Annotated in this window: 31 protein-coding genes and 1 pseudogene; 8 read left to right on the forward strand and 24 right to left on the reverse strand. The window is 73.6% G+C overall.

Annotated elements, in window-relative coordinates:
* Positions 1-51 precede the first annotated feature (51 nt).
* The gene (locus ACZ6KO_RS06910) at positions 52-729 is read left to right on the forward strand and encodes a M15 family metallopeptidase (protein ID WP_469300931.1); all 678 of its coding nucleotides are present in this window, start codon (positions 52-54) and stop codon (positions 727-729) included.
* A gap of 9 nt (positions 730-738) precedes the next feature.
* Here the strand turns inward: ACZ6KO_RS06910 and ACZ6KO_RS06915 are convergent, their stop codons facing one another.
* Positions 739-1,332: a TetR/AcrR family transcriptional regulator gene (locus tag ACZ6KO_RS06915; protein ID WP_469300933.1), complete on the reverse strand. Its 594-nt coding sequence runs from the start codon at positions 1,330-1,332 to the stop codon at positions 739-741.
* 159 nt (positions 1,333-1,491) lie between these two features.
* On the opposite strand from ACZ6KO_RS06915, the gene ACZ6KO_RS06920 reads away from it, so the two are divergent.
* Positions 1,492-2,286, forward strand: coding sequence for an SDR family NAD(P)-dependent oxidoreductase (locus tag ACZ6KO_RS06920; RefSeq protein WP_469300935.1), 795 nt, complete (start codon positions 1,492-1,494; stop codon positions 2,284-2,286).
* A gap of 29 nt (positions 2,287-2,315) precedes the next feature.
* Here ACZ6KO_RS06920 and ACZ6KO_RS06925 read toward each other — a convergent pair whose 3' ends face one another.
* From ACZ6KO_RS06925 to ACZ6KO_RS06955, 7 genes are all read right to left on the reverse strand, one after another.
* Positions 2,316-3,230 (reverse strand): SDR family oxidoreductase, encoded by a 915-nt coding sequence (locus ACZ6KO_RS06925; protein ID WP_469300937.1) that lies wholly within the window; start codon positions 3,228-3,230, stop codon positions 2,316-2,318.
* Positions 3,227-3,823, reverse strand: coding sequence for a TetR/AcrR family transcriptional regulator (locus ACZ6KO_RS06930; protein ID WP_469300939.1), 597 nt, complete (start codon positions 3,821-3,823; stop codon positions 3,227-3,229). Before ACZ6KO_RS06930 ends, ACZ6KO_RS06925 begins: the two co-directional genes overlap by 4 nt.
* Before the next feature lie 130 nt (positions 3,824-3,953).
* Entirely contained in the window at positions 3,954-5,033 is a 1,080-nt protein-coding gene (locus ACZ6KO_RS06935) for an FUSC family protein (RefSeq protein ID WP_469300941.1), read from the reverse strand.
* On the reverse strand, positions 5,030-5,191 hold the full coding sequence (locus ACZ6KO_RS06940) for a hypothetical protein (RefSeq protein ID WP_469300943.1): 162 nt from the start codon (positions 5,189-5,191) through the stop codon (positions 5,030-5,032). The genes ACZ6KO_RS06935 and ACZ6KO_RS06940 overlap by 4 nt, the downstream gene beginning before the upstream one ends.
* A gap of 213 nt (positions 5,192-5,404) precedes the next feature.
* The gene (locus tag ACZ6KO_RS06945; protein WP_469300945.1) at positions 5,405-6,181 is read right to left on the reverse strand and encodes a MerR family transcriptional regulator; all 777 of its coding nucleotides are present in this window, start codon (positions 6,179-6,181) and stop codon (positions 5,405-5,407) included.
* Positions 6,178-6,744, reverse strand: a complete 567-nt coding sequence (locus ACZ6KO_RS06950) for a serine hydrolase domain-containing protein (protein WP_469300947.1) — start codon at positions 6,742-6,744, stop codon at positions 6,178-6,180. Before ACZ6KO_RS06950 ends, ACZ6KO_RS06945 begins: the two co-directional genes overlap by 4 nt.
* The gene (locus tag ACZ6KO_RS06955; protein WP_469300950.1) at positions 6,678-7,061 is read right to left on the reverse strand and encodes a serine hydrolase; all 384 of its coding nucleotides are present in this window, start codon (positions 7,059-7,061) and stop codon (positions 6,678-6,680) included. Before ACZ6KO_RS06955 ends, ACZ6KO_RS06950 begins: the two co-directional genes overlap by 67 nt.
* Before the next feature lie 85 nt (positions 7,062-7,146).
* Here ACZ6KO_RS06955 and ACZ6KO_RS06960 point away from each other — a divergent pair, with 85 nt between their 5' ends.
* A complete protein-coding gene (locus ACZ6KO_RS06960; protein ID WP_469300952.1) occupies positions 7,147-7,593 on the forward strand; it encodes an amidohydrolase family protein in 447 nt (148 codons plus the stop codon).
* A gap of 64 nt (positions 7,594-7,657) precedes the next feature.
* On the opposite strand, the gene ACZ6KO_RS06965 is transcribed toward ACZ6KO_RS06960, so the two are convergent.
* From ACZ6KO_RS06965 to ACZ6KO_RS07005, 9 genes are all read right to left on the reverse strand, one after another.
* Positions 7,658-9,070 carry a sensor histidine kinase gene (locus ACZ6KO_RS06965; RefSeq protein ID WP_469300954.1) on the reverse strand — a complete coding sequence of 471 codons (1,413 nt, stop codon included), beginning with the start codon at positions 9,068-9,070 and terminating at the stop codon, positions 7,658-7,660.
* Positions 9,067-9,792, reverse strand: a complete 726-nt coding sequence (locus tag ACZ6KO_RS06970; protein WP_401444075.1) for a response regulator transcription factor — start codon at positions 9,790-9,792, stop codon at positions 9,067-9,069. Before ACZ6KO_RS06970 ends, ACZ6KO_RS06965 begins: the two co-directional genes overlap by 4 nt.
* A 9-nt stretch (positions 9,793-9,801) precedes the next feature.
* On the reverse strand, positions 9,802-10,434 hold the full coding sequence (locus ACZ6KO_RS06975; RefSeq protein ID WP_469300956.1) for a hypothetical protein: 633 nt from the start codon (positions 10,432-10,434) through the stop codon (positions 9,802-9,804).
* 53 nt (positions 10,435-10,487) lie between these two features.
* Positions 10,488-11,270 carry a cytochrome c biogenesis CcdA family protein gene (locus ACZ6KO_RS06980; protein ID WP_469300958.1) on the reverse strand — a complete coding sequence of 261 codons (783 nt, stop codon included), beginning with the start codon at positions 11,268-11,270 and terminating at the stop codon, positions 10,488-10,490.
* Complete coding sequence (locus ACZ6KO_RS06985; protein ID WP_469300961.1) at positions 11,267-11,947, reverse strand: TlpA family protein disulfide reductase; 681 nt, start codon at positions 11,945-11,947, stop codon at positions 11,267-11,269. Before ACZ6KO_RS06985 ends, ACZ6KO_RS06980 begins: the two co-directional genes overlap by 4 nt.
* Complete coding sequence (locus ACZ6KO_RS06990; RefSeq protein ID WP_469300963.1) at positions 11,944-12,690, reverse strand: thioredoxin family protein; 747 nt, start codon at positions 12,688-12,690, stop codon at positions 11,944-11,946. The genes ACZ6KO_RS06985 and ACZ6KO_RS06990 overlap by 4 nt, the downstream gene beginning before the upstream one ends.
* 390 nt (positions 12,691-13,080) lie before the next feature.
* Positions 13,081-13,638, reverse strand: coding sequence for a hypothetical protein (locus tag ACZ6KO_RS06995; protein WP_469300965.1), 558 nt, complete (start codon positions 13,636-13,638; stop codon positions 13,081-13,083).
* 246 nt (positions 13,639-13,884) lie between these two features.
* Positions 13,885-14,727 carry a CAP domain-containing protein gene (locus ACZ6KO_RS07000; RefSeq protein ID WP_469300967.1) on the reverse strand — a complete coding sequence of 281 codons (843 nt, stop codon included), beginning with the start codon at positions 14,725-14,727 and terminating at the stop codon, positions 13,885-13,887.
* A 346-nt stretch (positions 14,728-15,073) separates the two neighbouring features.
* Positions 15,074-16,096 carry an alpha/beta hydrolase gene (locus tag ACZ6KO_RS07005; RefSeq protein WP_469300969.1) on the reverse strand — a complete coding sequence of 341 codons (1,023 nt, stop codon included), beginning with the start codon at positions 16,094-16,096 and terminating at the stop codon, positions 15,074-15,076.
* Between the two features lie 116 nt (positions 16,097-16,212).
* On the opposite strand from ACZ6KO_RS07005, the gene ACZ6KO_RS07010 reads away from it, so the two are divergent.
* Together ACZ6KO_RS07010 and ACZ6KO_RS07015 are read left to right on the forward strand one after the other, a co-directional pair.
* Positions 16,213-16,443 (forward strand): hypothetical protein, encoded by a 231-nt coding sequence (locus tag ACZ6KO_RS07010; RefSeq protein WP_469300971.1) that lies wholly within the window; start codon positions 16,213-16,215, stop codon positions 16,441-16,443.
* Between the two features lie 113 nt (positions 16,444-16,556).
* On the forward strand, positions 16,557-17,174 hold the full coding sequence (locus ACZ6KO_RS07015; RefSeq protein WP_469300973.1) for a 2'-5' RNA ligase family protein: 618 nt from the start codon (positions 16,557-16,559) through the stop codon (positions 17,172-17,174).
* On the opposite strand, the gene ACZ6KO_RS07020 is transcribed toward ACZ6KO_RS07015, so the two are convergent.
* The 3 genes from ACZ6KO_RS07020 to ACZ6KO_RS07030 form a co-directional block, all read right to left on the reverse strand.
* On the reverse strand, positions 17,171-17,563 hold the full coding sequence (locus ACZ6KO_RS07020) for a nuclear transport factor 2 family protein (RefSeq protein WP_469301586.1): 393 nt from the start codon (positions 17,561-17,563) through the stop codon (positions 17,171-17,173). The genes ACZ6KO_RS07015 and ACZ6KO_RS07020 overlap by 4 nt on opposite strands.
* Positions 17,564-18,279: 716 nt before the next feature.
* On the reverse strand, positions 18,280-18,528 hold the full coding sequence (locus ACZ6KO_RS07025; protein WP_469300976.1) for a hypothetical protein: 249 nt from the start codon (positions 18,526-18,528) through the stop codon (positions 18,280-18,282).
* Positions 18,529-18,586: 58 nt separating this feature from the next.
* Positions 18,587-19,129: an RICIN domain-containing protein gene (locus tag ACZ6KO_RS07030; protein WP_469300979.1), complete on the reverse strand. Its 543-nt coding sequence runs from the start codon at positions 19,127-19,129 to the stop codon at positions 18,587-18,589.
* Between the two features lie 269 nt (positions 19,130-19,398).
* On the opposite strand from ACZ6KO_RS07030, the gene ACZ6KO_RS07035 reads away from it, so the two are divergent.
* Both ACZ6KO_RS07035 and ACZ6KO_RS07040 read left to right on the forward strand, forming a co-directional pair.
* Complete coding sequence (locus ACZ6KO_RS07035) at positions 19,399-20,463, forward strand: sensor histidine kinase (RefSeq protein WP_469300982.1); 1,065 nt, start codon at positions 19,399-19,401, stop codon at positions 20,461-20,463.
* A complete protein-coding gene (locus ACZ6KO_RS07040; protein ID WP_469300984.1) occupies positions 20,460-21,086 on the forward strand; it encodes a response regulator in 627 nt (208 codons plus the stop codon). Before ACZ6KO_RS07035 ends, ACZ6KO_RS07040 begins: the two co-directional genes overlap by 4 nt.
* 73 nt (positions 21,087-21,159) lie before the next feature.
* Here the strand turns inward: ACZ6KO_RS07040 and ACZ6KO_RS07045 are convergent, their stop codons facing one another.
* The 4 genes and pseudogenes from ACZ6KO_RS07045 to ACZ6KO_RS07060 all read right to left on the reverse strand — a co-directional run bounded on the left by ACZ6KO_RS07045 (position 21,160) and on the right by ACZ6KO_RS07060 (position 23,671).
* Entirely contained in the window at positions 21,160-21,801 is a 642-nt protein-coding gene (locus tag ACZ6KO_RS07045) for a GNAT family N-acetyltransferase (RefSeq protein ID WP_469300987.1), read from the reverse strand.
* A 472-nt stretch (positions 21,802-22,273) separates the two neighbouring features.
* A pseudogene (locus ACZ6KO_RS07050) lies at positions 22,274-22,387 on the reverse strand (IS5/IS1182 family transposase); the annotation flags it as partial.
* Positions 22,388-22,489: 102 nt separating this feature from the next.
* Positions 22,490-23,125, reverse strand: a complete 636-nt coding sequence (locus ACZ6KO_RS07055) for a VOC family protein (RefSeq protein ID WP_469300989.1) — start codon at positions 23,123-23,125, stop codon at positions 22,490-22,492.
* A gap of 174 nt (positions 23,126-23,299) precedes the next feature.
* Positions 23,300-23,671 carry a hypothetical protein gene (locus ACZ6KO_RS07060; protein ID WP_469300992.1) on the reverse strand — a complete coding sequence of 124 codons (372 nt, stop codon included), beginning with the start codon at positions 23,669-23,671 and terminating at the stop codon, positions 23,300-23,302.
* Positions 23,672-23,833: 162 nt separating this feature from the next.
* Between ACZ6KO_RS07060 and ACZ6KO_RS07065 the strand changes: the two genes are divergently transcribed.
* On the forward strand, positions 23,834-24,451 hold the full coding sequence (locus ACZ6KO_RS07065) for a dihydrofolate reductase family protein (RefSeq protein ID WP_469300994.1): 618 nt from the start codon (positions 23,834-23,836) through the stop codon (positions 24,449-24,451).
* The last annotated feature ends 74 nt before the right edge of the window (positions 24,452-24,525 follow it).

A 24,525-nucleotide genomic window follows, 5' to 3' on the forward strand; every position in this document is an offset into this window, starting at 1 on the left:
AACGGGTGCGTATCGAACCCGGGTACGGAAAGGGCCGACGTACCGTGAAGCGTGCGCCCTACGTCCGGTTCCCTCATCGTGGCGGCCGCGCTGTGCGTGAGCACGGTGTCCTGCACCGCACCGTCGCAGGTCACAGTACCCGTGCGGCCCGCCGCGCGGGTGCCCGTGCTCGCCGCCGCCGTCACGGACGTGCCCCCCGGCAAGCTCGGCGCGAGCCACGGGCCCGGGTGCCCCGTGCCGCCGGAGCGGCTGCGCCTGATACGGATGAACCACTGGGGGTTCGACGGCCAGGTGCACCGGGGCGAGCTGATCGCGCACCAGGACGTGGTGAACCCGCTGATCCAGGTCTTCGGCCAGGCCTTCGAGGCCCGGTTCCCGATCCGGCGTATGCGGGTGACGGCCGAGTACGGGGGAGACGACCTCCGGTCGATGGCCGACGACAACACGTCCGCCTTCAACTGCCGGCCGGTGGTCGGGGATCCCGGGAAGCTCTCCCGGCACGCGTGGGGCGACGCCGTGGACATCAACCCCGTCGAGAACCCGTACGTCGACGTGGGAGGGACGGTGCACCCGCCGGCGGGCCGGGACTACCTGCGGCGCGAGCCCGTCCGGCTCGGGATGATCGACGGCGGCGGTGTGGTGGTACGGGCGTTCGGTGCCGTCGGCTGGTACTGGGGCGGCCGCTGGAGCAACCCGGACTACCAGCACTTCTCCGCGGGCAGCGGCTGAACCGGCCGCTCAGCCGCCGGTGCGCCGGGTCAGGACCAGGAGGGCGTCGACGAGGTCCTCCATGGGCGCGCCCGTGGCCAGCCGGCGCAGCTGCTGCCCGAACACCACCGCGACGACGGCCGGGGCCATGCGTTCCGCGTCCGGCAGACCGAGGCGGGTCAGGATGCGGGCGGCCAGCCGGTCGTACGCGGCGAAGCACTCGGCCGCGGCGGCGCGCAGCCGCTCGTCCCGGCCGGCCTGGACGTACAGCTCGAACGGAGCGATGTGCCGGCTGTCGAAACCGTCGCCGCCCGCGACCAGGGCCACCACCTCGGCCGCCTGCCGGATGTCGAGGCAGTCGTCCGAGCACTCGTCGGCCAGGGCCGTGAAGTGCCGGGTCTCCTCGGCCACGAAGAGCAGCAGGCTCTCGCGCAGGAGCTCGTGCTGGGTGGCGAAGTGGTAGGTGATGGACCCGAGCGAGACCTCCGCCTCCTTCGCGATCCGCCGGTTGCTCACGGCGGCGATCCCGTCCTGCCCGATGATCCGCAGCACGGCGTCGATGATGTTCTGACGGGTACCGGAGGCGGGGCCGGGCACGGCGGCCGGGGCGGAGTCGCTGGACATGACGGCATTCTGCCGCAGCGCCTGACGGCCCGTCCGGGCACCCCCGGCGAGCCCCGGCGGCCGGTGCGGTGCCCGCCCGGCCCGTCCCGGCCTCTGGACAGACCTCTCCCGCCATCCCTACTGTTCGTTCGAACGAACAGCCCAGGAAGGGGAGTTGCCGTGGACGTACGCGAATCGCAGGTTCTGCTCACCGGTGCCACCGGAGGGATCGGTACGGCCCTGGCCGCGGCCCTGGCGGCCGAGGGCGCCCGGCTCGTGATCACCGGGCGGCGGGAGGAGGCGCTGCGGGCCACCGCGGACGCGTACGGCGCGCGCCCGGTCGTCGCCGACCTCGCCTCCCGTACGGACGTCGCCCGCCTCGCCGAGGAGTGCGCGGACACCGACCTGCTGATCGCGAACGCCGCGCTGCCGGCCAGCGGCGAACTCCTCGACTACACCGAGGACCAGATCGACCGGGCCCTGGACGTCAACCTGCGTGCCCCCGTGCTGCTCTCCCGGCTGCTCGCCGAGCGGATGGCGCAGCGCGGCCGCGGCCACATCGTGCTGGTGGGATCCATCTCCGGCAAGGCGGCGACCCGCTCCTCCTCCCTGTACAACGCGACCAAGTTCGGGCTGCGCGGCTTCGCCCTCGCCCTGCGCCAGGACCTCATCGGTACCGGCGTGGGCGTCTCCCTGGTCCAGCCCGGCTTCGTCCGCGACGCCGGCATGTTCGCGGCGACCGGCGCCAGCACCCCGAACCGGATCCGCACGGTCACCCCCGGCCAGGTGGCCGACGGCGTCGTACGGGCCGTCCGGCGCGACCTGTGCGAGGTCAACGTGGCCCCGCTGGAACTGCGGCTGCTGAGCGCGGTCGCGGGCCAGTTCCCCCGCTTCGCCGAACGGGTCCAGGCCAGGGCGGGCTTCGGCGGCGGCTCCCTGCGCAAGATCGTCGAGGCCCAGCGCGCCCACCGGTAAAGCCTTCCCGGGTCAGGGGCCGTCGGCGCTCACAGCGGGTCGCCGAGGGGGCCGTACTCCGCTTCCAGGTGCTCGGCCCAATGGGCGGCGAAGTCCGGTTGTGTGCCGTCGGTGTCGGTGAAGCCGTACTCCCGGTACAGGCCCCAGGTGGCCAGGGCCCGGCCGGACTTGGCCATGACGTCGGGGTCGGCGGCCAGGGCGGCGACGGCCCGGCCCAGGTAGGCCGGGGTCTCGGAGTGGGCGAAGTTCGGGTCCTGGGCCGCGCCGTCGCGCCAGTTGGCCTCGGTGACACCGAAGTGGTCCAGCAGGGCCTCCGAGCGCAGGAAGCCGGGCGTGATGGCCACGGCGGCGACGCCATGGGGCCGCAGCTCGGCGGCTTGGGCGACGGCGAGGCGGATGACCGCGGACTTCGCCAGGTCGTAGAAGAACGTGCCGCGGTAGCGGGCGGTGTTGCCGTCGGTGACCTCCACGACCAGGCCGCTCCTGCGGGCGACCATGAGGGGAAGTGCGAACCGGCTGGTGATGACGTGGGTCTCCACCGCCTGTCGCAGCAGCCGCAGACCGGTGTCCAGGTCCTGCTCCCACACGGGGTGCTCCCAGTCGGTCAGCGGGTCCCCGCCCCAGACGGAGTTGACCAGGATGTCGAGCCGTCCGCCCTGTTCGGCGGAGATCCTGTCGACGAGGGCCCGGACCTCGTCGGGACGGCTGTGGTCGGTCCGGACCGCAATGCCCAGCCCGCCCGCGGCGGTGACCTTCCCGGCGGTCTCCTCGATGGTTTCCGGACGGTCCAGTTCGGAGCGTCCGCCGGTGCTGCTGCTGCGGCCGGTCACGTACACGGTGGCGCCGGCGGCGCCGAGCTCGACGGCGATGCCCCGGCCGCCGCCCCGGGTACCGCCGGCGACCAGGGCCACCCTTCCGGCCAGCGTGCGTGCGTCGGTCGTCATGATTCCTCCAGGTCGTGGCCGTGGTCGTGGTCGTGCCGGGGCGGAAGGTGGGGGGACAGCACGATGCCGAGCTCGTGCCGGAGCCGCTGCTCGAGGGTGCCTTCGCGGTCGAGCGCCCAGGTCAGGCCCGCACCGGCGATGATCGCCTGGATGGTGCGGGCCAGCGCCGCGGTATCGGTCCCGGTGCGGAGTTCGCCCGCACCGGCCGCCTCCGTCAGCAGTCCCTCGATCGCCCGCTGCTGCGTGCGGTGAACGGCCAGCGCGCGCTCGTAGAGCTCCGGATCGCCGAGATCGATGCACAGGAACGCCAGATGATGGGCGAAGCTCTCCGGCGTGGCCATCTCGGCCGCCGACTCCGCCGTCAGCGCCGCCAGGGCCCCGAGCACCGAGTCGTGCGACCGGCGCGCCCGCTCCGCCAGCTCGCCCGCGTCCCGCTCGGACCGGTCGGCGAGTGCCAGGAGCAGGCCGCGCTTGGACCCGAAGCGCTGCACCAGGGTCGCCGGTGCGAGCCCGACCTCGCGCGCCACGGCGGCCAGCGTGAAGCCCGTGGGCCCCACCCGTCCCATGACCTGCGCCGTCGCGCGAAGGATCACCACATCCTCGACCCCGCGGGGACGACCCATCTCCGCCTGCCCTCCGATAGTAAATGTACGTTCATTTATTAAACCACGTACAGAGGGCCCGGCGGTGGCGACGACGAGGAGGCCGATCCCCGGTACGGCACTAGCCGGGGCTGTCCTCCTGCGGTGCCCGTCGCGCCAGGTGGGTCGTGAGCGCCTCGTGGGTGAGGTGGAGCCCGGTGCGCAGGACGGCGTCGTGACGGGTCGGGTGAGCGGTGCGGTGGGCGGCGTCGAGTGCGCGGGCGCGGCGCAGCGCTGCGGTGCAGTCCGCTCCCCGCAGGGCCTCGTCGAGCGCGCGGGCCGTGGCCCGGAGCAGCGGGGCGAGGTCGCGCACGGCCCCGTCGGGCACGGTGGCCCGGTCGCGGGCCCGGTCCGCCAGTTCGTCCACGAAGAACTGGAGGGTGAGCGCGGTGCGCGCCGCCAGGCGCAGCCGGGGCCGCAGGTCCGCCAGGCGGGCCCGGTCGGCGCCCCGCCACGGCACGAGGCGCAGCCGCGCGGTCGTCCCGTCGGCCTGGGCGGCCAGTTCGCGGGGCCGCTGCCAGAGCCCGTCGGCCTCCGGCCCGGCGGAGGCCGGCTGTCCCAGGGCCGCCCGGGCCGCGATGCCGTCGAGGAGGGCGGACAGGTCGGCCCGGTACGCGTCCAGGCCCTCCCGTACCGCGCGGCAGGGGTCGGGCGGCCACAGCAGCGGACCGAGGAGGGCCACGACGGCGATGCCGACCGCGCTCTCCGCCAGCCTGGCCAGCGGGTATCCCGGCACCGGCGTGGCGTAGATCAACAGGGCGGAGATCAGGACCTGCTGGTTGGGGGCACCCGCCCCGCCCAGCAGGTACATGCCCGCACAGCCGCAGACCAGCATGAGCAGGAACGAGGTGGTGGAGACCGGGAACCAGTGCAGGACGACCACGCCGACGAGCACCCCCACCACGACCCCGGCGAGCCGTTGCAGGGCCAGCCGGGGAGCGGCGAAGAGGTCCCCGCGCAGGATCAGCACGGCGGGGAGGGCGGCCGGCACCGGGGCCGTGCTGGTGCCGAGCCGGACGCACAGGCCCCACGACACGGCGGCGCACACGACCAGGCGGGCCGCCGGCCCCACCGCCGCGCCGAACCGGCGTCCCGGCGCGGCGGCCGGGGGCGCCGGCCCCTCGGCCGCCGCGGACCGGACCGGCTTCCCGCGGTCCGTCACCGCCGGGCGGAGGCGTGGGCGCCGACGCGTTCCGCGGTGGGAGCCGCGCGCCGTCGCCCCGGGTGACCGGTGGCGCACGGGAGCATCCGGCCCGCGCCGGTGCGGGGCCCGGGCGGCCCGGCGACGGCCCCGGAACCCGGCGGCTGCTGTGCGCTCATGGCGGCGATCGTAGGCGTACGGCGGCGGGGCCGGAGGCAGCCGCGCCGCAGCCCGCCGCCGCCCGTTCGACACCGAGCGCCTTGCCGGAGTGGGCGCCGACCACGGGCGATCAAGATGTACCCGGCGGACTGCCGCGACACGAGCGAGGACGTACGGATCACCCTGCTCGCGGCACTGTGCCCGCCCCGTCAGGCGGAGATCACTCCAGGACCTCATCGGTGGGGGACGGGTACGCCCGCAGCGCGGAGTCTGCTCTCGGTGAGCGCGGTCAGCCGGACTGCGATCGGTGCCTGGTCCTCGCGGTGGTTGTTGATCAGCCTGTACTGGGCGGAAGCCTTGGCCCATGCCTGCAGGCTGGCGTGATCCCCCAGCAGCGCGGGGTTGGCGAGGTATCGGTCGGCCATAGCAGTCGCGAGTTCTTCGATTCTCGGGTCGTCCGGTTCCCAGGTCTCGGCCTCCCGGGCGCGCTTGGTCAGGTCGATGTACTCGGGGTCGTCCAGCCCGTGTTCGAGTTGGGTCAGGAAGCCGTCGAAGCCCTCCGGCACCATCGCCCGGGCCAGTACCAGGGCCTCGCGCTGCGCGGCCACGTAGTCGGGGCCGAAGCCGAGGCCGGGCATCCGGTCCAGGACCGCGCAGGCGCGGTCGGGCAGCAGGGCCCGGTCGCCATCGGCGAGCCGGTGCAGGGTGTCGCGGCGGGCGGCCAGCTCATCGATGCGTTCGGTGAGCTGCCGCTCGACGTCGGTGAGCGCGGCGCCGAACTGCTCGGCGTCGCCGTCGAGCATGGGCCCGATCTCGGCCAGTGGCACGCCCGCGGCGGCCAGCGTCCGTACCTGTACCAGCTGCAGCAGCTCGCCGGATCCGTACCGCCGATAGCCGGAGCTGTCACGTTCCGGCTCGGCGACCAGGCCGAGCTTGTGGTAATGCCGCACGGTCTTCACCGTGATGCCGACGAACGCCGCCGCCTGCCCGATCGTGACCCCGTTCCTCATCGGCCCAGCCTGTCGCAGAACACCGCGTCGACGAAACGCTGCTGTGCGGTCCGGAATGCCGGTGCTATCGACAGGTCGGCGTCGTCCACCCAGGTCAGCCCGGCGGTCAAGGTCCTGCTGCCGTCGGAGGTGGCGTACATCAGCGCCGCCGAGCCCATGGTGGCGCCGTTGTGGTGGAAGACGGTGCCACCCTCCGTTTCCTGCGCGAACACCCCCAGGCCGTAGCCGACCGTCGCCTCCGGCGTGCGCATCTCGGCCAGCAGCTCGGCCGACAGGAGCCTGCCGCCCATCAGCGCGGAGAAGTACGTGTGCAGATCCTTGGTGGTCGAGATCATGTCACCACCGGCCCCCACCCAGGACGGGTTCTGACGGGTGACATCGACCGTCCGCTCCTGCCCGGCGTCTTCGTACCGGTAGTAGCCGTGGTTGTGCGGCTCGGGGATCTCCGGCGAGGCACCCGGCGCCACGGTGCCGGTCATCCCCAGCGGCCCCAGGATCAGCCGCTGCAACTCCTCGGCGAACGAACGGCCGGTGACCTTCTCGACCACCAGCCGGGCCAGCACGTAGTGATCCGCCGGTCGAGACCGAGCTCGGGCAGGTAGTCATCGGCCGGGGCGTCCAGGCCGATCCTGCCCTCGGCCACCAGGAGGAGCACCGAGGCGGCGACGAAGTTCTTGGTGCTGCTGCCGATGCGGAAGTGCCCGTTCGTCAGCGGCTTGGCGCTCTGGCCCAGCTCGCGCACACCGGCGCTGCCGACCCACTCGCCCTGCTCGTCGTTCACCCGGAGCTGGATCCCTGCGAAACCGGACTCGGCCAGCTCCTCGATCGCCTTCTGCAGCTCCGTACGATCCTGCCCCTGACCGGAAAGGCTGGTGGACATGGTGCTCCTTCACATCGGTTGTGCCCGGTCGGCGTCGTGTGCCGATGCGACGAGCCTCCACCCTGCCCCGAGGTCAACCTCAACTGTGATCCAGCCCACGATCGCTTCCAGTCGGCGTGGCCGGCAGCGGGAACGGGGTCCTGTCCTTCCCCGCGCCGCCGTCGTCCTCGTCCACCCCACCCTGAAGCTGATCCTGACCCACGCGGGCGGCTTCCTGCCGTACGCCGCCCAGCGGTTCGCGGTGGTCGCGCGCCTGCACGCCGGCCTCACGCCCGAGGGCCTCCTGGAGGACCTGCGGCGCTTCTACTTCGACACCGCCCTCTCGGCCGGCCCCGCCGCGCTGCCCTCCCCGACCGCGTTCGCCGCGCCCGGGCACATCCTCTACGGCAGCGACTTCCCCATGCTCCCCGAGGACTGGGGCACCGACTTCGACGCGGGGCTGGACGCGTACCCGCACGGGGACGACGGGCAGCTGCACGCGATCAACCGCGGCAACGCCGAGCTGCTGCTGCCCCGGCTCGCCCGCGCCTGAGACCGCGCTGCCCGCCGCGACTCCCGCCGCCTGCCGGGGCACCCGCCGACCGCCGCGCCCGGCGCTACCGGCGGCGCGGCCAGGGCGGCCGGCGGCGGGAGATGCGCGACCTGCGTCCGGACGGCGCCGGCGCGGCCAGCGCGAACGTCACCGTGATACGCGCCCCGCCCAGCGGGCTGACAGCGATGTGCATCGAGCCGCCCGTCGCGGTCGCGGCCCGCTGCGCGATGTCGAGCCCCAGTCCCGTGGAGCCGGTGCTGCTGCCGCGCGAGAGCGCCCGGTCCGGGTCGGGGATGCCCGGTCCGCCGTCCTCCACGACCAGCTCCACGGCCTGGGCCGTGCGGACGACGTGGACACCGAACGGGGTCCCGGGCGCGGTGTGGCGGAAGATGTTGCCGATGAGCGCGTCCACCACGGCGGCGATGTCGTCGTCGGACAGCGCGACGGCCGTGGGCTCCTGGGTGAGGTCCAGGGTGCAGCAGCGGTTCTGCTGCTCCGCCAGGACCGACCAGAACGCCGTACGGCGGCGGACCACGTCGGCCGCCTCGCAGCGCGGGGCCGCGGCGGGCGCCCCCGCGCCCCCGGCGCCCGGGTGGCCCGCGGCCGCCTCCGGACCGAGCATGCCCTGGCCCATGGGTCCCACGGCGAGCGGGGTGCGCGCGGCCGCGATGATGGCCCGCAGCTCCGCCTCCAGCTCGGCGACCGCGGCTTCGACCCTGGCCGACTCCGGCGTACCGGCCATGCGTTCCGACGCCAGGTGCAGGGCCGTCAGCGGGGTGCGCAGCCGGTGGGACAGGTCCGCGACGAGCTCGCGCTCGACGGCGAGCAGTTCGGTCATCCGGTGGGCCATCGCGTTGAAGGCGACGCCCGCGTCCCGCAGTTCCTTGGGGCCCATGGGGTCCACCCGGGTGTCCAGGTCGCCCTGGCCCAGGGCGTGCGAGGCCTGCGCGAGCCGCCGGGAGGACCGTACGACCTTCGCGCCCAGCCGGTCGGCGACCAGGACCGAACCGCCGATCAGACCCACGGCGAGGAAGGCCATGACCGCCCACGACCGGGTGACCCCGCGGCTCAGTTCCTTCTCGGGAACGAAGTTCTCGATCACGGCCACCTGGTCGTCGGCGAGGACCACCGGCTGCAGGCAGATCCAGCCGCCCGGGATCTCCTGGGAGATGGACTCCCGTCCCCGCTGCGCCCGTTCGAGCAGTGCCGCCGGGGCCTTGGACGGACCGAGCGCGCCGCCGTACGGCAGATGGACGACCAGCCGCTCAGCCGCGTCCAGGCTCGCCGCCGACTCCCGCAGGGCGGCCGGATCCGTGGTGAGCGTCAGCACGGGCGCCAGGGCGGCGGCCTGTTGCTCCGCCGCCGTGACGCCCTGCTCCTTGACCAGCGACATCACCAGCGCGGCCAGCGGTATGAGGAAGGAGAGGGCGACCATGGAGGTCACGGCGAGCGCCACTCCGGCCAGTGAGCGTCTCACCGCGGCGCCACCAGTTTGATGCCGACGCCGCGGACCGTCAGCAGGTAGCGCGGGGCCGCCGCCCGTTCGCCCAGCTTGCGGCGCAGGGACGACAGGTGCACGTCGACGGTCTGGTCGTCCACGTACGGCTCACGCCACACCTCGGTCAGCAGCCGGCGCTTGGAGACCACCTGGCCGCTGTGGTGGGCGAGGAACGCCAGCAGGTCGAACTCCCGGCGCGTCAGCCGCAGCTCCCGGCCGGCCAGGTACGCGGTGCGGGCGCCCGGGTCCACCGCGAGCTCGCCCACGGTCGTGGGCCGCAGCGGCTCGGCCGCCGGCGCCACCGGTGCGCCGGACGCGGCACCGGCGGGCGGCGGCACATGGCTGGTGCGCCGCAGGACGGCGGACAGGCGCGCGATGAGCTGCCCCCCGGAGAAGGGCTTGACCAGGTAGTCGTCGGCGCCCGCGTTGAGCAGCTTGATGATCTCCGCCTCGTCGTCGCGGGCGGTGGCCACCAGCACGGGCACGGAGGATATGCCCCGGATCATGCGCAGGGCGTCCCCGCCGTCCAGATCGGGCAGCCCCAGGTCGAGGACCACCGCGTCGACGGGCGTCTGGGTGACCTCGCGCAGCGCGCCGAACCCGTCGGCCACGCTGCGCACGGCATACCCGTGCTCCGCCAGGACCTCGATCAGTGACTGGCGGATGCTGGGGTCGTCTTCCACGACCAGGACGCTCGGCATGGGGACACTTTAGGGGGCGTCGAACACGGGGCCGTCGCCGGTGACGCGCAGGCGCACGGGACGGTCGGAGACCGGAATGGTGCAGCCCTCCCGCGTGCTGCAGCTCGCGTAGCCGAGCAGGACCGTCGCGTTCCCCGTGCCGTCGGCGCGCACGGGCAGCGTGGCGGTGACCGGGCCGTCCGGGTAGACGGGGACGGGGGCGTCGACCCCGGGCAGGCTGATCGACCGTACCTCGGCGTCGGCGGTCAGCCTGCCCTCCGCCGCGAGGGAGCCGGTGACGGCCATCGCGGTCGGCCGGCCCACGCCCTCGACGCCGGTGGGCGGCAGATCGGCGCTGTAGAGGTGGAACCCCGGCTTCTCGGGCGTGAAGACGGCGGTCAGCGTGCCCTTCGAGGTGCCCTTCGCCGTGTCCTTCGACGCCTGCCAGCCGGACACCGACAGCGTGACGGTGACCCCGTTCTCGGTGAAGCGGGTCGTCGCGGGTGTGGATGCGGGTGCGGCGGCCGCGCCGGAGCCGGCTCGGGTGCCGGTGCCGGAGCCCTGCGCGGGCTGCTGCCCGCAGGCCGTGAGGGCGGCCACGGCGACGAGGGCGGCCCCCATCCGGGCGGTGCGCGCATGCCGTACGTACGGGGAAGCGTTCATCCGTCTCTCTCTGTCTCTTCGTGCTGGTGGTACATCTGTTGTGCGGACAGGCCCTACAGGGCCGTGGCGAAGCCGGCGCTCCACACCTGCAGCCGGTACACCAGGTCGTTCCAGAACCCCGTGGCCAGCGCCACGCCGACGAGGACGAGCATCCCGCCGCCGATCCGCAGGACCCACGTGTAATGGCGCTTGACCAGGCCGAACGCCCCCAGCGCCCGGCGGAAGGCCAGCGCGGCCAGGACGAACGGCAGCCCCAGCCCGAGGCAGTAGGCGGCCATGAGCAGGGCGCCGCGCCCCGCACTGGCCTCGGTCCAGGCCAGCGCCTGGACGGCGGCCAGGGTCGGGCCGATGCACGGCGTCCAGCCGACCGCGAACACCGCTCCCAGCAGCGGCGCTCCGGCGAGCCCCAGCACCGGCCGCCGGTGGCTGCGCAGTTCCCGCTGCGTCCACCCCGGAAGGAACCCCATGAACGACAGGCCCATCAGGACCGTGAACACCCCGAGCACCTGGGTGACCGCCTCCTGGTGGGCCAGGAGGGTACGGCCGGCGTAGCCGAACAGGGCGCCCCCGGAGACGAGGACCGCCGTGAAACCGAGGACGAACAGCAGCGCGCCGGCCGCCATCCGGCTGCGGCGTCCGCCGCGCGCGGCCGCCAGGTCGGCGACCGACAGGCTGGTCACGTAACTGAGGTAGCCCGGTACGAGAGGCAGGACGCACGGCGACAGGAACGAGACCAGACCCGCGACGAACGCCACGGGGGCCGCGATCGCGAGCGTTCCGGTCAGGAGGGAAGCGGTGTCGGTGGCGGCGAGCGCCCAGGGGCCGGCCGTCGTCACTGCGCCTGCTCCTGCTCCTGCGCCTGCTCCTGCTCCGACTTCGACTCGGGCACCGGCTCCGGCTCCGCCACCACGCTCGCCAGCAGGGGCCGCAGCTCCTCGTCGGTGACGGCGCCCCCGATGCCGGCCGCGATGCGCCCGCGCCGGTCGATCACGAGGGTCGAGGGAATCGTCTGCGGGTTGAGCAGCGCGGGCGGGAACCGGAGCAGGAGGGCACCGTCCGGGTCGTGGAGGCTGGGGAAGCTCAGACCGTGCGCGCGGACGAACGACTGCGCCGCCGCCCGGTCCAGGTCCCTGGTGTTGATGCCGAGGAACGTCACCCCCTGGCCCCGGGTCTGCCGGCTCAGCCGCTCCAGGTCGTCGGCCTCCGCGCGGCAGGGACCGCACCAGGAACCCCAGACGTTGACCACGACGACCTGGCCCCGCAGGCCGGCGAGGCTGACCGGCCTGCCGTCCAGGTCGTCACCGGCCAGGGCCGGCGCGTCCTGCCGGGCGCCGGGGGCCACGACCCTCGCCCCGTCCGCCGGCCGGACGGCGCCGCCCGCCCGCCCCGCCGTGCCGGGGGCGCCCGTATCGCCCCCGTCGTCCGTGGCGAGGCCGGCGAGGACCAGGGCGGCCGCCACCACGAGGCCGGCCCCGGCCGGTGCGGCGACGGACCGCCGGCGCGGTGGTCTCATGACGCCCACTTCCGGAGGAAGGAGTTGATGCCGTCCGCGGTCAGCGAGGGGTTGCCCGTCACGTGGGTGTCGGTGCGCACCGTGCCGGACGGGGAGACCACGACCAGGACGGGCATCGTGTACGTCCCGCCCGAGGGGCTGTACTTGCGCAGCAGCGCCGAGTTGGCGGAGCTGTCGCCACCGATGTCGATCTTCACCAGGTGGTACGAGGCCCCCAGGATCGCCGCCGTCTGCGGCTGGGCGAACACCTTGTCGGCGGCCTTGCAGTTGCCGCACCAGTTCGCGCCGAAGTCGAGCAGCACCGTGCGCCCGTCGGCCTTCGCCGCGCGCAGCGCCGCGTCGATCTGCTTCTGGGCGTCGGCCGAACTGTCGTAGCCGGGGCCGGGTATCCGGGCCGGCGCGGGCGCCGTGGACGCGCCGGGCTTGCGGCCTGCGGCGGAACCGGTCTGGGTGCGCGAGGGGGTGGGCGAGGACGCGGGCCGGGTCCCGGCGGACGCGGACGCCGACGTCGAGGGCGATGCGGACGGCGAGGCCGACGCGGTGGGCGACGCGTCCGTTGCCCCCGTCGTGGACGCCGCCTCCGGGGTGAGGGTCTGCGCGGACCGGCCGGGCGCCGATGCGGCGGATCCGGTGGGCTGCGAGGACGGCCCGCAGGCCGTGGCCAGCCCTGCCGCGACCACGGCCGCGGCGACGAGCGGCAGTCGCCTCCCCAGGGGCGCGGCGGAGCGGACGGGTCGGAGCATGCGAGAACTCATGGCGAAGACACCCCAAGGCACGGTTCGGACTGCGGGAAGGGCGAGAACGCCTCCCGGCACGGTGAAACCGGCGGCCCGGCGCCGCGCCGGGCGTCGCGTTCGGCACGTCCCGGCGCCGAGGGCCGCTCGGCTGACGCGAGCATAGGTCCGCCCGGCGCCGCCGGAACCGCCTGTGCCGGATCTTGAGGTTGCCCTAAGGAAGAGCTCACGTTCCGCTTCGCCGGAACCCGGTCCAACAGGGCCCAGAACGCGGTGAAGGCGGCGAACGCGGTGAACGCGGTGAACGCGACGAAAGGGACCGGCGCGGCCGAGCGGAACGGAGCGGCCGGAGCCGATGGCCGCCGGGACGGGCGGTCGGCGCGTCGTTCTCGCGCGGTCTCAGAACGAGGTCTCGCGGACGCTGGCCTTCGCCGTCGGGTTGATGGTGGCCGTGATGACCGACTCGTGGCCGGGGCCGCTGAACGTGACCGTGAGGGTGTGGTCCGCGGTCTGTGAGGTGGTGGCCTTGAAGCCGCGGGCGGGGATCGCGGAGATCAGGCACACGCCGCGGCCGCCGTACCGCACGGTGGCCTTGCCGCCCTGCGCGGGGACGGTGTGCAGGCCGGCGCCGCCCTGCTCGCAGTCGACGTTCCGGGGGGCCGGATCCCGCGGGGTCTCGGGCGCGGCCTTGGCGGGGGTGGGGCTCGCGGCCGGGGAGGACGGCCGCGGCGACGTGGTGGGCGAGGCGCTGGCGGACGGGCTCGGGGACGGCGCGGGGGGCGAGGGGCTCTGCGCCGTCCACGCGGGCGGCGTGTCGATGACCGTCGGGGCGGACCGCGCGACCGGGGGCGTGTGCCGGGTCGAGCCGACAACGAACTGGACCGTGGCGAGCACGGCAGTCACGCTGGCGGCCGTGCACGACAGCCATATGAGCAGGTAACGCGGAATACGGGGCACCGCCCCATAGTGGCCGACGCCCCGGCCGCCGTGACACCGGCTCCCCCCTCCGCTCCGGTTCGCTCCGAAGGGCCGCTTCGTACCGGTTCGCCCCGGCGAACGCCGACGTCCTCCGGCCCGGATACGGGTCGGAGGACGTCGGGGCCGCCAGGCGGCCGGTGGGGGGTGCTTTGTGGGGGGTGCCTGTGGGGGCGGTGAGATACCTCGGGGCTTGCCGGGGGGTTACGTGGGGGGCTTGCCTCAGGGCTACCTGGGGGCGCCGAAGTTCTGCGTCCACCACGGGCCGCCGTCGCCCTTGTGGACTCCTATGCCGATCTCCTTGAAGGAGCAGTTGAGGATGTTGGCCCGGTGGCCGGAGCTGTTCATCCACGCGTTCATGACCGCGGTGGCGTCGGCCTGACCGCGGGCGATGTTCTCGCCCAGGCGGGACCAGGCGTACCCGGCGGCCTCCACGCGGCTGGTCATGGTGGACCCGTCGGGCCCGGTGTGGGACATGACCCCGCTGCGCGCCATCGTGTCGCTGTACGCCCGGGCGGCCGCGCTCAGCTTGGCGTTGGAGGTCAGCGGGCCGCACCCGGCGGCCGCCCGCTCCTTGTTGACCAGGGAGAGGACCGCGGACTCGGCGTCGGTGTTGACGGTCCCGCCGCCGGAGCCGGAGCCGGAGCCGCCGCCCGAGCCGGAGCCGCCGGATCCGCCCGATCCGGAGCCTGAGCCACCGCCCGTGGTCGTGGCGGGCTTGCGCGTGGGCTTGTCCGCCTGGGTCGGCGCGGACCCCGCGCCGCCCGTGTCGCCGCCGGCGGCCGGCTTCGGGGGAGTGGGGGATCCCGTGGTGCCGGCGTCGGGCGTCCCGGACGGGCTGGCGCTCGCCGTGGCCGAGGCCGTGGCGTCGGCGGTGGGCGGGGGGACGGCTGCGGTGGCGGAGGCGGTCCCGGTCCCGTCGGTCGCGCCCGGCGCCGCGGAACCGGCCTTCGTACCGGCGGCGTCGGCCGCCCGGTCGTTGCGGGCGTCACCGTCGGAGTCGGCCACCGCCACCCCGACCGCCACGGCCGCGGCCGCCGCGGTGACCGACAGCACGATGCGGGTGCGCACCGCCTTCCTCCGTCGTGCCTCGACACGGGGCGACGTTTCGGGAGTTCGGCTGCGGCTCATGCCGGTAACACCTCACAGGAGAAGGGGAGGAGGGGAGTCCGCCTGAGCTTAGGTCGGTGATCAGCCAAAAGAGCCGCCAGGAGGGCCACTTCACGTTCCCTTAAGGAAGCCCGCAGGGAAGCCACAGGGACGAGCCGGACAATCCCCTCAAGTCGCCCGGGTCACCTCGCCCCGGGCCGGTGCCGGGCGGGCCCCGACGCCGGACTTGGGACCTCGCCAACCGGCATGCCCCGCCCGAGGTTTCACGCCCCGGCCCCGCTCATGGACCCCGCGCAAGGGAGCCCGCTCATCCCTGCCGGTCGAGGAGGCGCCGCAGCCACCGGGTGCGGGCCTCGCGCGCATCCTGGCTGACGGTCGCCCGGGGCGCCAGGCTGTCGAAGCCGTGGCAGCCGCCGGGCCACACGTGCAGTTCCGCCCGGCCGCCGGCCTGCCAGATCGCGTTCGCGTACGCCACGCCCTCGTCCCGGAACATCTCCGCCGACCCGACGTCGAGGTAGGCCGGGGGGAGTCCGGCGAGGTCGGTGGCCCGGGCCGGGGCCGCGTACTGCGGCAGGTCCGCGCTGCCGTGGCGCTCGCCCAGCAGTGCCTGCCAGGCGGTCTCGCTGGAGGTGAGGTCCCAGATGTCGACGCCCGTCATCTGCCGGGCGGAGAAGGTGCCGAGGCGGTCGTCGAGCATCGGGGACATCAGCAGCTGCCCCAGGGCCCCGGGACCGCCGCGGTCGCGGGCGAGCAGGGCCAGGGCCGCGGCGAGCCCGCCGCCGGCGCTCTTGCCGCCGATGACGATCCGGTCGGCGTCGATACCGAGGTCGGCCGCGTGTCCGGCCGCCCAGACGAGTCCGGCGTAACAGTCCTCCAGCGGACCCGGGTACCGCGTTCCCGGCGCGAGCCGGTACTCGACCGAGACGACGGCCAGTTCGAGGGGCAGGGCCCACTCGCGCAGGATCCGCGGGAGCACGGACCACGCGTTGCCCATGACCATGGCGCCGCCGTGCATGTAGTACAGCAGGGGCAACGGCCTGCCGAGCCCGGCCGGCCGTGCGCTCACGAGGGTGACGTCCGGCGCTCCGGGCGGTCCCGGCACGCACAACTCAGCCACCTCGAACCGGCCGTCGGCCCGCAGCTCCTCGACGGTGGGCCGGGGCCGGGAGGTGGCGTCCCGCGCCTGCCGGTCCGCGAGGTTGTCCGGGGTCATCGGCTCCCGGACCTCCTCGCCCAAGGCCGCCAGCACGGGGCCCAGTTCGGGATCGAAAGGAGGAACTGCCGCGGTTCGGGCCCCCGTACCGCCGGCGCCCACTCGCCCGTTGTCCATACGGCGTAGCCAATCACACCGCCCGCGCTCGGCAACCGCCCCCGCGACCGCCTGTTGCCTTCAGCGGGGCCCACACCTCGCTGCCCGCCTGGTCCGGGGCCCGCCCCGGGGACGAGGTGTACGCACTGCACGTCAAGCAGCGCGTCGTGTTCGTCGTCAGCCGGATGCGCGTGGTCGACCTGGAGCGGCGCGACTGCTGCGGCGCCGCTCCCGCGACGTGGCAGGACCCGGCGTTCCCCGGGCACGCCGACTGGTCGATGCTCGGTGGCGGCGGCTGCGGCGCCGCCGTGCACGTGGAGGCGGCCTGCTCGAACGGTCGATCAGCCTCCAGGGGTTCTACCGGCTGACCGCCGAGTCCGCCGGCGAACTGGCGGACGTCGTCAGCGCACCGCCGACCGGCCCCTGACCTTCATGCGCCCGGGGGAGGGACGCGGGCGGACGAAAGGGACATCATGGGGGTGTGGACCTGTCCTCTTCCGGAGCCGACGGCGGCCGCGGTGCCGGGGACGGCGTGCCAGGGTTCCTGGAGGTGGCTCCGACCCCCCGGACCGCGGTCGTCTGGCTCCCCCCGGCCCCGCTGTGGCCCGCCATCCAGGACATCCGCGCCGTGCACGACCCCCAGATCCGCCGTTGGCCGCCCCATGTGAACCTGGTCTTCGGCTTCGTCCCGGAGGCCGACTTCCCGGTGGCGGCCCTGCTCCTGGCCGCCGCGGCCGCCGGCCGGGCACCGTTCGCCGTACGCCTGAGCGGAGTCCGCTCCTTCCGGCACCGTGCCTACGCCACCGTCTGGCTGGACCCCGCCGCGGCGGGCCTCGCCCCGTGGACGGAGCTGGAGCGCGCCCTGGTGGAGCCGTTCCCCCGCTGCGGCGGACGGTTCCCCGCCTTCACGCCCCACCTGTCCCTGGGCCGCACCCACGACCCGCGGCATCTGGCCGCCGAGTGCGCGGCCCGGCTGGGCAGCATGCCGGCGCGCGTGGACGAGATCGTGCTGCTCTCGCGCCGCGGCGACGGCCCCATGCGGCCCCGCGCCACGATCACCCTGGGCACGGGCGCCGTCCACTGGCACACAGAGGGCTAGCGGGCGCTGCCGAGGTTGCGGTCGTCTTCGGCGCCCTCGACCATCAAGGTGGTCTCCTCGATGCGGCTGAAACGGCCGTCGGGTGCGAACTCGCCGAACAGGTAGACCTCCAGACGCACCGTCGAGCCGTCCGTCTTCGTGACGTGGGCGGTGTGCCGGTCGGCGTACTTGCTGCCGTCGTACAGCTCCTCGTGCACCTCGACGTGTCCGTCGGCGACGACATCGCGCAGGTGGGCGATGTGCTCGACGAACCCGGCGCGGTCGGACCACTGCCCGTCCGTGCGCTGGCGGTAGTCCGGGGTGAAGTGGCGGTCGGCCGCCTCCTCGACGGAGAGGTCGCGGTTGAAGAGCAGGTCCTTCAGGGCGGCCTCGATGCCGGTACGCGTCATGGGACTTCCTTGGGGTGAGGTAGGGCGAGGACTGCGGGGGGCCGGAGAGAGGCGGGACCTGGCGATGTTTCGGATGCGCCGGGTACGGCCGCCCTCAGCCAGTACCGCAAGGACGGTCGGGGCCGATGACTCCTCTGCGGCGTGGAGCTGGAGCCAGTTGGAGGCTGCGAGCAGGGTCTCGGCGCCCCACGGCTCATCCAAGGTCATCGTTCGCAGCAGAGTCCACTCGCGCAGGCGTCGGGCGGAGAAGTCGTCCCTCGCCACGGGGCCGGTCATTTCGAGGCACCAGGAGGGATAGCCGGGGTCCGTGAGCAGTTCAGCGGCCCGCCGGTCGAGGTACTCGCACACGGCGCTGTTCGCCATCCCCGCATCGGGGTCGGTGAGCACACGGGTGACGAGAGCGGCCGCGTCCTCGGCGGGCACCTTGTCGAACGCCCGGCGGTAGCGGGCAAACCGCACGTGCTCGTCCGGCTCCCGGTCCGGATCGTCAGCTGAGACCGCGTCGTCCAAGATCAATCCCTTTCGACCTCTGGGGCTGGAGGCCTGCCACCACCGTGGCGGCTGAGTACTCATCGAACCATGGCGATCTCCGGCTACGAAAATCTGCGCGGCTTCACGGCCGAGGGCCCGTTCGGCTAAGTGCGTTGTCCCGGCCCTCACCGCCACCCTGGCCGGGTCGGCGGAGGCGAGGGCCGGGACGGTCACTTGCCGTGCCGTCAGCCGAAGACGTACAGAGCCCATCCCCGGGCCCCCGCGAAGACGCAGGCGTGCTCGCCCACGATGGCGGAGCCCGCCTCGTAGCACTCCTCGCTGGTGCCGTAGTAGCCGACGAGAACGGGCCGGTTCGGGGCAGCGGCCGTTACCGCCGCCGGGCTGGCCGGGCCGACGGCGAAGGCGGTGCCGACACCCCCGGCGAGGGCTGCGGCCAGAGCGATGCCGGCCGTCCAGCTCTTCGTGGTGTGCATGTCGTCCTCCTCAGCGGTCCGTCTCACGGGGCATGCCGGGTACGGCAGCGGCGTGAGCTCATACCGGGTGACGGGTCCAGACCTGTGCGCCGCCGTTCCGGCACACGGCCTGCCGGACCTCGCGGCGGCTGCCGTCGCTCCATCCGGCGTCGTCCAGGCACAGACCCGTGAAGGCGTTCTTGACGGCCACTGCGCCGCCGCCGAGGTCCACCAGCTCCCAGCGCTCGCCGGGGCCGCCGAGGCAGCGCTGCTGGGTGACGTACGAGCCCGGCCAGCTGCCGGCGGCGCTGGCGCACATCCCCGAATGACGGGGCTGCAGCCGTGTGGTGGGGTCCGACCCGGTGAACTGCGAGACGAACTGCTGGTTCAGGGCCCACTTGCAGTCGAACTGCTGGATCACCGCGTTCGGGTCCTGCGACCCGCCCCGGACGTCCAGGCACTTGCCGGTGACGGCGTTGCGGTACTGGTGCGCGCCTCCGGGCACGACCTCGGCACCGGTCGAGGAGGCGGCGTGGGCGGAGCCGACCCCTCCGACGAGACAGGCCGAGGCGGCGAGCGCGAGGGCGCCGGAGCGCAGACGCAGTAAGGACGATCGGATCACAGGGACTCCCTGGTCGATAGTGTCGGTCGTATCGGTTGTGTCACGCGTACCGGTCGTGTCGGTCGCGTCGGTCGTGTCCGAGGACAGCCTTGACGCCGAGAAAAGTACCGAGATCCACTGAAACCACGGCACCCACCCGTTCAGGGGGGTACCGGCGGGGGATCTCGTCACAGGGGGGTACGGGAGTGGGGCTTCAGCGTGCGCGTCGATGGGCCGTGCAGGCCACCGGGCTCTTTCGGCTCGCGCACCTGGCGGTTGCCGTCAGCGTCGTGATCACCGACCCCGTCGACGTTCGAGCCGTTGTGCTGTTGGCCTGTGTATGCGTCATCACGGTGTTCCTCTACGCCCCGGCACTCGTGCGCGGCCGGTTCGCCGCCCGGGCGGTCTGGGCCGACGTGTTGCTGACCGGTTGTGTCCTGCCGTTCGTCGCCGTCGCACTCATCGGTGACGGGCCGGCGGTGGATCCACACGGCTGGCTGATGGTTCAAGGGCTGTCGGCTGCGGCAGCCGCCGTCGTGGCGCTCGATCAGCGAGGCACAGCCCTGTCCGTCCTGCTCCTGCTGGTGACATCACCGGCCGTATACGGGGTGGTGCCGAACTCCGACTCGGCGAGGGCCTTCGAGCACGTCAGCGCACTCCTCGTCAGCGTGACCTCGGTCGGCTCGGGCTGGTGGTACCTCCGCCGCCAGGGGGTGTCCCTGGACGCCGCGCAGGAGCAGGCGGTCGCGGCCGAGGCCGCCCGGGCACGGCAGGCCGAGCGGACGGCGCACCATGCGGCACTGCACGACACGGTGCTCGCCACGCTCACCACGATCGCGTCCGGCCGCGTGGACGCCAATGCGCCGGCGGTCCGAGACCGCTGTGCCCGGGAAGCCGCCTACCTGAGACGCCTCGTTCAGTTCGACGAGACGCCACACCACACGTACGAGCCTCGTACGACCGGCTCCCTGGGCCTGGGCGCCGCACTGGAGGAGGCAGTCCGATCCGCGGAGAGTCTGGGGCTGACGGTGAACGCGCAATACCACGCTGTGCCGGATCTGCCGCGGGAGGTCGCCGAAGCCCTGGCCGCCGCCGTGTCCGAGGCACTGAACAACGTACGCAGGCACGCGGCTACCCGGGTGGCCCACCTCACCGCCGTCGGCGACACGCGTGGGGTGGAGGTCACCGTGGCCGACCGCGGCGTCGGTTTCGACGCCTCCGATCCTGCCCGCCGCGCCACGGGTACCGGACTGCGCCGATCCGTATTCGCCAGGATGGCATCCATCGGGGGACATGCAGAGGTGGACAGCCGCCCCGGCGAGGGGACCGTCGTCGAACTGCGCTGGCCGGCGTGATCGACATCGCCGCGGTCGACGATGACCGCATGCTCCTCGACGGGCTCAGCTCCTGGCTGTCCGGCCAGCAACGACTGCGGCTGCTCGGGACCGCGGCAACGGTCGGCGAACTGCTCGCCGGGCCCGCGGGGAGGGCCGACGTGGTACTCCTCGACCTCGTGCTGCGCGACGGATCCCGTCCGGAGACGAACGTACGACGGGTACGGGCGGCCGGGAGCAAGGTCCTGGTCATCAGCACGGTGGCCGACCGCGACAGGGTCGTGGCCGCAGTGGCAGCCGGAGCCGACGGCTACCTCACCAAGAACCACGCGCTGGACTCCCTCGTCGAGGCCGTCGAAACCGTGGCGCGGGGCGGCACGGCCCATTCCCCGGAACTCGCTTTCGCCTGGGTCCACGACAGCGGTCCGGCCCGGCCGCACCTGGCTCCCCGGGAACGGCAGGTACTCCGCGACTACGCGTCCGGTCTGACCCTGAAGGCCACTGCCCGGCGCGCGGGAATCAGCATCAACACGGCCAAGTACTACTTGGACCAGGTGAAGGAGAAGTACCGGCAGGTGGGCCGCCCGGCGTACACGAAGATCGAACTGGCCCAACGCCTCCATGAGGACGGCCTGAGCACCTGACGCGCGAGACGGCCCCACGAGCGAGCGCCCGCAGCACGTGACGGGCCTGCGGTCCAGTCCTCCGCGGCCGACGTCACTCCGCCCGGCGGGCCAGGCTGGCCATCGGGGAGCGCAGGGCCCAGCCCAGAGCTTCGTACAGGGCCCTGCCGTCGGGCGTGCCCACCAGTATCCCGTCTCGCGCCCCCGCCTCCCACGCGGCGTTCTGCAGCGTGCGCATCACCAGGGCGCCCAGGCCCCGGCGTCGCTGGTCCGGGGAGGTCTCGATCTGGTCCACCACCGCGGTGCGGCCGGCCAGGCCCACCTGACCCCTCGCGGCCAGCTGCCCGTCCCGGGTGCGAACCAGGGCCTTGATCACCCCGCCCCGGCTCCAGGACGTCAGGGTGTATCCGGCTGGCGGCGCACCGGCCGGAGCCGGGGCGAGCTGCAAGGTCATCAGGAAGCCGGCGATGTCCGCCTCCCACTCGTCCCCCACCCAGGGCCGCACCACCTCGTCCGGAGCGAAGAGCTTCAGCCAGGTGGCCGGCGGGGCGGTGGCGGCCAGTTTGCGGACGTCGGCCTCCGCGGGCACGGGTACCACGTGCCGGGCGACCTCCTTCGGCAGCCCCACGGCGATGGTCCACCCCCACGGTTCCTCGACCGGGTCGGCCGCGCCGCGCGAGACGGTCCAGCCGTCGATCCACTGCTTCACCCAGCTGGTGATCCGGTCCTCCGACATGATTCCCCCACATGTAATGACCCGCTTCCTGTAAGGGTTATTACATCATCACGTGTCGCCGGTCAGGGGAACTGCTGTGTCGTCACGCGTGAGCTGCGGAGTTTTCCAACTCCGGACTCGACTGCGCGGGTCGACCAGGCGGTGCGCCGTCTCCCCGATCGACCTGGGCCACGAAGTGAGGAGCCCGCTCCAACGGTTGAGCCCTTTCGGCCGGCGGCTCTCGCGCTCGGGGTGATCCCGCCGCCCGCCGAGTACGCGCGCCCCGTAGGCTGCGCCCGTCGAGGGAGGGGTCCCAGGCCCGTACCCGGTTTCTACGGCACGTTCGGCCCCGTGATCATCCAGGAGTGCCCGAAGCCGGGCCACGATGCCAGACGCTGGGTCGCGGCCCCGATGGCGTCATCCGGAGCCAGGCGGCCGAACACCCGCCAGCCGCGTCACCGGCCTGCCCGGACAACACACCTGGGTTCTGCCTCCGCTTGAGGCGGTTGATGCAGGGTTCGACGCTGTTCCGCTGCTTGTAGAGCTCGGCGTCGAAGCCGGGCGGGCTACCGCCTCGGCGTCCTCGCCGCAGGCGGTGACCGATCTCTGATCGGGCAGACGCATCCGATCAACTGACCAACCCGGCAAAGAGGCACGCGCCGGCCAGGAGACCCCAGCCGGCTGCTCCGGCGGGGCAGGCGGGCCCTGGTCAGATCGTGACCGGGCCGTGGGCGGTGGCGAACTCGACCGAGACCAGGCCCGGTTCCTCATCCTCGACCCAGGTGACGTCGATCTGGTCGAGGGGGTGGTCGGCCGGTTCGCCGAGGAATTCGGCGATGGAGGCGGCGTCGCCGGCGATGGAGACCCCGTGGATGGTGGTGGAGGTGCGCGGTTCGGCGCTCGGGCGCTCCTCGATGGGGACCAACCACTGAAGGAAGTAGGGCAGTTGTGGGTCCTCCATCAGTTCCAGCACGCCGATCTGCTTCCACCTCAGGTCGAACCCGTCGGGGCGGACACGGTGGCCCTCGGCCGAGGTGCGGCCGAGGCGGGCCTCGACCGGGGCGATGTCGTCGACGGAGACCACCCAGCCGAGCCAGCCGCCGCCCTCGGCGGCGCGGCGCGCGACCGCCTGGCCGAAGGGTGCGCGGTCGGCGGCGGGGTGGTCGAGTGTGGTGACCACCTCGACGTAGGTGCCGCCGCTCAGCGGGAGAATGAAATTGCGGGTACCGAATCGCGGGTGCACGCCCCCGTCGACGAACCCGGCGCCGAGGGCCGATCCGATCCACTGGACGGTCGAGACGAAGCTGTCGCGGGCCACCGCATAGGACACGTGATCAAGTCGCACTGCGCCATCGTCACCCGACAACCCGCACAAATGCCGGCGCCACGCCCGCCGCCCCGGCCGCGTCCGCCGTGGATTCAGCCGTGGAGCGGATCGATCACCGGCATTCCGGCGGGGGAGGCCCGGTCGAAGCCGGGCAGCAGCGCTGCCGCCTCGTCGAGGCGACGCCCGACCGGCTCAGCCGCCGTCCGGTGCGCCGGCGCCGCCCTGGACGCCGGAGTCCCAGACCAGGCGCGCGGCACGCAGCACCCGGGAATGATGACCGCCCATCAAACCGGTGCAGCGCACCAGGTACGAGCCGTCGAGCTGGCGGTACACCAGCCGGCGGCGTTCCTGGAGGAAGGTGCCCACCTGCATGGTGCGTGCGGCCTGCTCCAGTGCGGCCTCGGCCTCCTGCCGGGTGCCGTCGAGCTCGGTCACGGTCTCCAGCTGGCCGCCGTCGTCCCCGCGCCGTTCCGAGACCCGTTCCGCCGTGATGATCCAGCGCTCGCGCCGCAGATCGTCCCCCATGGCCTGCCCCCACTCCCCGTCCGTCGCGATGCTCCGCATCGTGCCCGGCGGCAGGCTACCGGGTCGGGCGCAACGGGCGCCCGGGAGCGTCGTACCGGTCCGGGCCGTGACGTCCGGTTGGATGGGCGGTCAGGGCAAGGACAGGGGCGCGGGCGCGGGCGGAGGCACGGGCGCGGGCCGACCAGATCGCCAGGAGCCGGCATGAGGAAGATCAACGCGCAGCTGTTCATCTCGGTCGACGGTGTCGTCGAGGCTCCCGACCAGTGGCACTTCCCCTATTTCAACGACGAGATGGGGGCGGCCGTCGATGCCACCCTCGGTACGGCCGACACCCTCCTGCTGGGCCGCAGGACGTACGACAGCTTCGCGGGGGCCTGGCCGGCGCGAGAGGCGGCGGGCGGCGAGGACGCCCCCTTCGCCAAGGTCCTCGGCGACGCCCGCAAGATCGTCGTCTCTCGCTCGCGGCTGACGTTCACCTGGCGCAACTCCGAGCAGCTGGAAGGCGGCCTGGAAGGGGCGGTCGCGGCGCTGAAGGACGGTCCGGGCTCGGCGATCTGGATCAGCGGCTCCGTCTCCGTGGTCCGCGCTCTCCTCGCCGCGGGCCTCCTGGACGGACTCAACCTCCTGGTGCACCCCATCGCCGTCCGCAAGGGGATGCGCCTGTTCGACGAGGCCGGGGCCCCGGTCCCGCTGGAGCTGGTCTCCGCCGAGACCTTCCGGACCGGAGTGCTGAACCTCCTCTACGCCCCCGCCCCCGCACCGGCGCAGGCCGGCTACGAGGACGTCACGGGTCACCTGCCGCAGAAGGGCGAGGGGTAGGGGAGTCCCGCCCGTGGGCGCGTGGCGCCGCGTGGTGCTGCGTGGTGCTGCGTGACGTCGGGATGGCGCCAAGC

Source organism: Streptomyces sp. NPDC042102 (assembly GCF_055582305.1).

Coding starts and splice junctions, on each gene's coding strand:
- ACZ6KO_RS07025 (WP_469300976.1), bottom strand. CDS start 18,528: ATGCACACCACGAAGAGCTGGACGGCCGGCATCGCTCTGGCCGCAGCC.
- ACZ6KO_RS06975 (WP_469300956.1), bottom strand. CDS start 10,434: ATGAACGCTTCCCCGTACGTACGGCATGCGCGCACCGCCCGGATGGGG.
- ACZ6KO_RS06945 (WP_469300945.1), bottom strand. CDS start 6,181: ATGAGGAACGGGGTCACGATCGGGCAGGCGGCGGCGTTCGTCGGCATC.
- ACZ6KO_RS07065 (WP_469300994.1), top strand. CDS start 23,834: ATGAGGAAGATCAACGCGCAGCTGTTCATCTCGGTCGACGGTGTCGTC.
- ACZ6KO_RS07005 (WP_469300969.1), bottom strand. CDS start 16,096: ATGGACAACGGGCGAGTGGGCGCCGGCGGTACGGGGGCCCGAACCGCG.
- ACZ6KO_RS06940 (WP_469300943.1), bottom strand. CDS start 5,191: ATGAGCGCACAGCAGCCGCCGGGTTCCGGGGCCGTCGCCGGGCCGCCC.
- ACZ6KO_RS06990 (WP_469300963.1), bottom strand. CDS start 12,690: ATGCTCCGACCCGTCCGCTCCGCCGCGCCCCTGGGGAGGCGACTGCCG.
- ACZ6KO_RS06915 (WP_469300933.1), bottom strand. CDS start 1,332: ATGTCCAGCGACTCCGCCCCGGCCGCCGTGCCCGGCCCCGCCTCCGGT.
- ACZ6KO_RS06955 (WP_469300950.1), bottom strand. CDS start 7,061: ATGTCCACCAGCCTTTCCGGTCAGGGGCAGGATCGTACGGAGCTGCAG.
- ACZ6KO_RS07060 (WP_469300992.1), bottom strand. CDS start 23,671: ATGCGGAGCATCGCGACGGACGGGGAGTGGGGGCAGGCCATGGGGGAC.
- ACZ6KO_RS07045 (WP_469300987.1), bottom strand. CDS start 21,801: ATGTCGGAGGACCGGATCACCAGCTGGGTGAAGCAGTGGATCGACGGC.
- ACZ6KO_RS06985 (WP_469300961.1), bottom strand. CDS start 11,947: ATGAGACCACCGCGCCGGCGGTCCGTCGCCGCACCGGCCGGGGCCGGC.
- ACZ6KO_RS06925 (WP_469300937.1), bottom strand. CDS start 3,230: ATGACGACCGACGCACGCACGCTGGCCGGAAGGGTGGCCCTGGTCGCC.
- ACZ6KO_RS06970 (WP_401444075.1), bottom strand. CDS start 9,792: ATGCCGAGCGTCCTGGTCGTGGAAGACGACCCCAGCATCCGCCAGTCA.
- ACZ6KO_RS07020 (WP_469301586.1), bottom strand. CDS start 17,563: ATGACGCGTACCGGCATCGAGGCCGCCCTGAAGGACCTGCTCTTCAAC.